The 5,251-nt window shown below is 64.4% G+C and carries 7 protein-coding genes and 1 pseudogene; 4 read left to right on the top strand and 4 right to left on the bottom strand.

The window, feature by feature from the left end:
• Nucleotides 1–229, top strand: a pseudogene (locus WAW17_RS23400) (hypothetical protein); the annotation flags it as partial.
• 26 nt (nt 230–255) lie between these two features.
• Here WAW17_RS23400 and WAW17_RS23395 read toward each other — a convergent pair.
• Nucleotides 256–1,827: a S1C family serine protease gene (locus WAW17_RS23395; protein WP_422335292.1), complete on the bottom strand. Its 1,572-nt coding sequence runs from the start codon at nt 1,825–1,827 to the stop codon at nt 256–258.
• Nucleotides 1,821–2,582 carry an FAD-binding oxidoreductase gene (locus WAW17_RS23390; protein ID WP_422335291.1) on the bottom strand — a complete coding sequence of 254 codons (762 nt, stop codon included), beginning with the start codon at nt 2,580–2,582 and terminating at the stop codon, nt 1,821–1,823. Before WAW17_RS23390 ends, WAW17_RS23395 begins: the two co-directional genes overlap by 7 nt.
• A 167-nt stretch (nt 2,583–2,749) precedes the next feature.
• Here WAW17_RS23390 and WAW17_RS23385 point away from each other — a divergent pair, with 167 nt between their 5' ends.
• Both WAW17_RS23385 and WAW17_RS23380 read left to right on the top strand, forming a co-directional pair.
• Entirely contained in the window at nt 2,750–3,100 is a 351-nt protein-coding gene (locus tag WAW17_RS23385) for a zinc ribbon domain-containing protein YjdM (protein ID WP_422335290.1), read from the top strand.
• A gap of 50 nt (nt 3,101–3,150) precedes the next feature.
• On the top strand, nt 3,151–3,456 hold the full coding sequence (locus WAW17_RS23380; RefSeq protein WP_422335289.1) for a hypothetical protein: 306 nt from the start codon (nt 3,151–3,153) through the stop codon (nt 3,454–3,456).
• Nucleotides 3,457–3,631: 175 nt separating this feature from the next.
• Here the strand turns inward: WAW17_RS23380 and WAW17_RS23375 are convergent, their stop codons facing one another.
• Nucleotides 3,632–4,294, bottom strand: coding sequence for a class I SAM-dependent methyltransferase (locus WAW17_RS23375; RefSeq protein WP_422335288.1), 663 nt, complete (start codon nt 4,292–4,294; stop codon nt 3,632–3,634).
• A gap of 274 nt (nt 4,295–4,568) precedes the next feature.
• Between WAW17_RS23375 and WAW17_RS23370 the strand changes: the two genes are divergently transcribed.
• Nucleotides 4,569–4,877 carry an antibiotic biosynthesis monooxygenase gene (locus WAW17_RS23370; RefSeq protein WP_422335287.1) on the top strand — a complete coding sequence of 103 codons (309 nt, stop codon included), beginning with the start codon at nt 4,569–4,571 and terminating at the stop codon, nt 4,875–4,877.
• A gap of 114 nt (nt 4,878–4,991) precedes the next feature.
• Here WAW17_RS23370 and WAW17_RS23365 read toward each other — a convergent pair.
• Nucleotides 4,992–5,251, bottom strand: a 260-nt coding sequence (locus WAW17_RS23365; RefSeq protein WP_422335286.1) for an FCD domain-containing protein, incomplete at its 5' end; no start/stop codon positions are given.

Here is a 5,251-nt window from a genome sequence, read left to right as displayed (position 1 = left end):
GGCCGCGCCCAACTTGACGGGAGCCGAGCGTTCACCATTCAGCAGGAGCTACGATCCTCTCCCCCAGAATGATTCAGGACGGGCATCGTCCCGGAGCGGCTCGATACTGTCGACGAGGCCCGCGCGGCGATCGCGGCACTCCATCTGGGAATGGTCGACCGACGCGGTGGCTGTGCCGACCGAGGCCCTCGACATCGTCGAGCCGAACCTCGGCGCGATCGGCGGCTGACCGGGCCGCCGCGCCGGTCGAGTACCTCACAGACTTACCGAGAAGCTGTTGACTACTCTGTCTGCGGCTGCCACGTCGGCCTCGGTATTCGCCTGCACGGCAACCAGCGCAAGATAGCGTCCGTCGTCTGCCTGTGCCGCGACGACGATGTACTTCGCGCGATCCGGTCCGCAGTTCTCCCACGCCTCGAATCTGCCTGTGTGGAGCGCGTCCTCGTAGTCCATTCGGCCGCGCGACACGCATCCCGATTCGGGAAGACCGATCGAAGCCCAGTTCAACAGGTCCTCCGGCGTCGAATTGCCCACCGCTTCTTCGGACGCCAAAACCGACGCACCGACGGCTCCCCACCCGGTTTTGTACGTCTCGAGATCGGCGCTTGCCTCGAGTCCGTAGTACCGGTTTCCACGATCATCGACGAACTCGGAGCCGTCGACCTCCGACCAGGCGTCGGGCACGTCGACGCTCACTGCGCCCGAATTGTCGGTGACCGTGCTGAATCCTCCGCCACCGACCGACTCGGTACCGGAACCGCTGCTCGCCTGAGTGATGACGCCGGCACTGACCGTGGTGGTGGAAACCACGGGGTCGCCGTTGAACTGGCCACGGAGAAAGGAGTCGGTCGCGGGCCGATACAGCTCGACCGACAGCGTACTGTCCTGCCCGTGTGTTTCGAGGACGCTGCAGTAATCGGCCAGTGTGCCGTCCGTACCCAGGCTCACGCCTTCCATGCTGGTCAGCAGATCTCCCGGCTCGACGCCCGCCTTGTCGGCGGGTGATCCCGACGCGACCGAATTCACCCAGACGCCCAGCCCTTCACCGTCGTCGGACACGAGTGCCTCGCCGTTGATTCCCAGGCTCAGTACGTTCTTTCCGGACTGCAAGTCGCCCACGATCTTCTGCACCTCGTCGCGGTGAATGGCGAGGTTGGTGTCATGTTGTTCGTCACCGGCATAGTTGATTCCGACCAGTCGGCCCTCGGGGTCGACCAGAGGCCCACCGGAATTGCCACTACGAATACGCGCATCGTGTTCGATGACATGGTCGAGCGACGCCCACGGGGTGTCCGCCGCAGTGTCGGCCTTCGACACGATTCCTTTGGTCATCGTGAAGGTGGGGTCACCGAGCGGGAACCCGGCGGCATACACCTCATCAGCCGTCGAGATGTCCTCCTCACGGTTGGCGATGAACGGAAGATCCGTCCCGTCGAGCTTCACCACCGCAAGGTCGAGGCATTCGGATGACCCGACGATCCGCGCATTCAGCGTCTTGCTCTGATCACCGCCGCGCCACACCTTCAAGGTTCCAGCGCCGGTCACGACGTGATTGTTCGTGAGTGCATAACCGTCCGGACTGATCAGGAAACCGGAACCACGGCCGGCAGCTTCGTATCCACCCTCGGTGGGCGAGACGAAAGTGCCCAGCGCCTCAATCTGGAGGGTGGCCGACTGCAGATTCTCGAAGTCGACGGAATCCTCCGACTCGCTGTGGGCATCGCCCATCGCGAAGGAGAACGAGCACGACGACAACATCAGTGCCGCAGCGGTGAGCACGAGGGGAGCGCCGAGGACGCGTCGACGGGAATTCTGGCTGCTCAGCATGTCGTGGACCCCTGTCGCGCAGAACGTGTGAATATTTTGTCGGGGTCGTATCGTTCTCGGATCGCCCGAAGTCGCAGATACTTCTCCGGCACCTCCTGGGCCCATTCACACCAGGGGTGCAGGACCGCGGGCGAGTCGGAGAGATCGAAGAACCGACCGTCACCGTCGATTTCCTCGATCGGAAAGAGTCCGAACGTCATCTGCGTGACGATGCCGAGAGCACCACCGCCGACGAGCAGAGCCCAGAACAGGTCCGATTCGGTGACGGCGTCCACCCGACGCAGGTAACCGTCCGCAGTGACCACCTCCATCGACATGACGTGGTCGGCGGCGAATCCGTAGGACCCCGCCGGCCCCGCCAAACCGTAGGGGGCGGCTGCGGCGAGCACCTGCTGCCACCGTGCGCCGGCACCGACCGTGGCCGTGCTGTTCCGGTGATCGATCGTGACGGAGTTCATGCCCGCGGTATCGATCAGGATCGAGTTCGAAGGCGCCGGTTCGTCACCGTGCCCGGTGCACGTGACCGAGACCGAGAATCCGACGGCGCCGGCCAGCCGAACAGCTGCCGCAACATCCGCAGCCGTCGTAGCCACCACGACCGCGGCCGGGCGGTGGACGGTGGCGGTATCGAAACCGGCGATTACCGACTTGTAGGTGTCGCTGCCCGGAAAGTGCACTGCCGAGCCGATGAAGGAACGGAGGGTATCTCTCGCCGACGTGACGCCGGCGGCAGACTCCTGCGAAGTGAGGACCATGGGTTTGCTTTCTCGAGGGGGTCGGGACCCGTCGAGAAGACCATCACCGGCTTAGCGCCCACTTAGCGTTTACTTCCGAGGGGTCGAGCCCAAGGACGCCGGGCGCCTGCTGGCGCCGGTACCGGACGGGCGAGTGAACGCACGACCACCGCGAGTATCCTGACGGCGTGAACGAGACGCTGCCGCCGTGCCCCGAGTGCTCCTGTGAGTACACCTACGAGATGGGTTCACTCCTGGTCTGCCCGGAATGTGCACACGAATGGGTCCCCGCATCCACCCCCACGGACGACAGCGAACTCGGGGTCATCAAGGACGCGGTCGGCAACGTCCTCGCTGACGGTGACACGGTCACCGTGATCAAGAGCCTCAAGGTGAAGGGCAGTCCCACCGGCATCAAGGCGGGCACCAAGGTGCGCAACATCCGCCTCGTCAACGGCGTCGGCGACCACGACATCGACTGCAAGGTCGACGGCATCGGTCCGATGCAGCTCAAGTCGAGCGTGGTCAAGAAAGTCTGACGCACGTCGGAGTCCAGCCACTTCCTCGTCGCCGTGCTCCAATGGGCACCATGACCCCGAACCGCTACCGTGTGCGCATCGACGGCGACGTACTGCTGACCCTCGACGACGAGATCGTGACCATCACGACCCCGCGCTACGAGCCGGGCATCTTCTTCGTGCATGTCGAACTCCTCGAGGTGCACATCGTCCCCTCCGGCGTCGACTGGAAGGTGAAACTGAAGACCACGGGTGTCAGCATCCCGTTTCAGGTGTTGCCGTTCACCGTGCCGGCAGCGCAGATCCCCGCATTCACTGCGTTCGTCGACCACGCGAAAGACGCGAAGGAACGTTCTCTGGAGGATGCGGTTTCCTAGCCGAGGCCACGGCCAACGAAGAGCATTGGCGTGCAGTCGATATCGGACGTCGAGGAGATCCGATGCGGCGCTCGGGAATCAATCGCTCGGGAACGGTCTCGAATGTATCGAGGTCTCGACGCAGACCTGCGGCAAACGATCGCGGGGCCGGTCTTGCCGCGAGCAGCTCCTCGGCTCAGTCACGGTGAGCCGACAGTAGCCACGCCGGCAGCATGGCCCTGCCTTTGTCGTCGCGCTGCCAGTTCGCGGCCTCCTCCGGGCCGAGCAGCGCGTGGATGAAGGCCGGGCGAATGTCATCGATGATCCAGTACTCGGCGACGGCCTCGCGTAGCTCGTCGTCGGTCACCGGATTCGGTCCTTCCCCCTCGGGGAAGGCACCCTTCGCGAACACCAGGATGTAGAAGGACGCGCCGGGCGCGGCCGCCCGGGCGACGGCCTGCAGATAGTCGCGCCGCCGGTCCACGGGAAGGGAATGGAACAGGGTGCTGTCGACGATCGTTGCGAACCGGCCGTCGAAACCCGTGAACGAGCTGATGTCCGCCACCTGATACGTGGCCGTCGTCAGTCCACGATCGACCGCGGCGGCCTGGGCCACCGCGATGGCCGTCGGCGACAGATCCAGACCGACCACCGTGTACCCCTGCGCCGCCAGATGGAGGGACGTCTCGGCATGCCCGCAGCCCGCGTCCAACACCTCGCTACGGAACTTGCCCTCCGCGATCAGCCCGGCGATCTCGGGCTGCGGCTCACCGATGTTCCACGGCACCGGACCCGAAAAGACCTCCGCATCGCCTCGGTAGATGTCATCCCATGGCGCAACCTGGTTGTCCTCGGTCATGACATCGACGGTACGCCCGCGCTGCCTCCTGCCACCGCGCATCGGCAGGACCTCCGATGCGGAATCCGGCGTATAGACCGGCCCGGTCGCCAGTGCTCGACCACGCGTCAAAGTGCGCTCCGACGTAGGGGTCTCGCCCGGGTACGGACGGACGTAGTACCGCGTGAATGCAACCGCCGCCGGACGCCAAAGCTTCACATCGGAGCCGTCACGGCTCATTATTTGGGCGATGCGTCCTTGACCTCAACCGGTGTTGAGGTTCTAACGTTTTCGCATGACCGAAATTCTGCGTATCGACAAGTTCCACGTACCCGAAGCGTCGCTGGACGAGTTCCTCACGAAGGTGCGGGAGACCCATGAGGTGCTGAACCACTTGGATGGGATCCTCACCAATGACGTTGCGCAACTGACAGATGGTGAGAGCAACTTCAACGTCGTCACCGCCGTGAAGTGGACGGATCGATCGGCACACGATGCTGCCGGCCGCGTGATGGCCGAACGCGCCCGCAGCTCCGGCTTCGACAGAGCCGCCTTCTGGGAACGACTTGGCGTCCAAGCTGATTTGGGTATTTACACCATATAGGGTGCCGTCACACGACGGACAGGACCTCTCCCTCGACGCACGTGCTCTCGCCTCCGCCTCTGTGGAATCGTCTGGGAGCAGATCGGCACCCGCAGACGGTGTCGGGACGAGGATCTACCGCGACGCCATCGCCGCGATCCGGATGTCGCGGGTGCGTTCCTGGTGTGCGGTCATCAGCAACCGTGCCTGCTCGCCGTTCCCGGCAAGGACTGCGTCGAGAATGCTGCGGTGCTCCTTTTCGATCGCGTCGAGGTTCGCCGGTGCCTTCGACTCATCCGCGTCGTAGACCGCCAGTTGGGCGTCGAGGCGTTCCATCAACTCGGCGATGGTTGCATTGTGGGCGGCGACCCGCAGCGCCGCGTGCCACTCGTTGT

This window comes from Rhodococcus sp. (in: high G+C Gram-positive bacteria) (genome assembly GCF_049286785.1).
Taxonomy (GTDB): domain Bacteria; phylum Actinomycetota; class Actinomycetes; order Mycobacteriales; family Mycobacteriaceae; genus Rhodococcus_F.
This window is presented reverse-complemented; position numbering and strand designations above follow the sequence as displayed.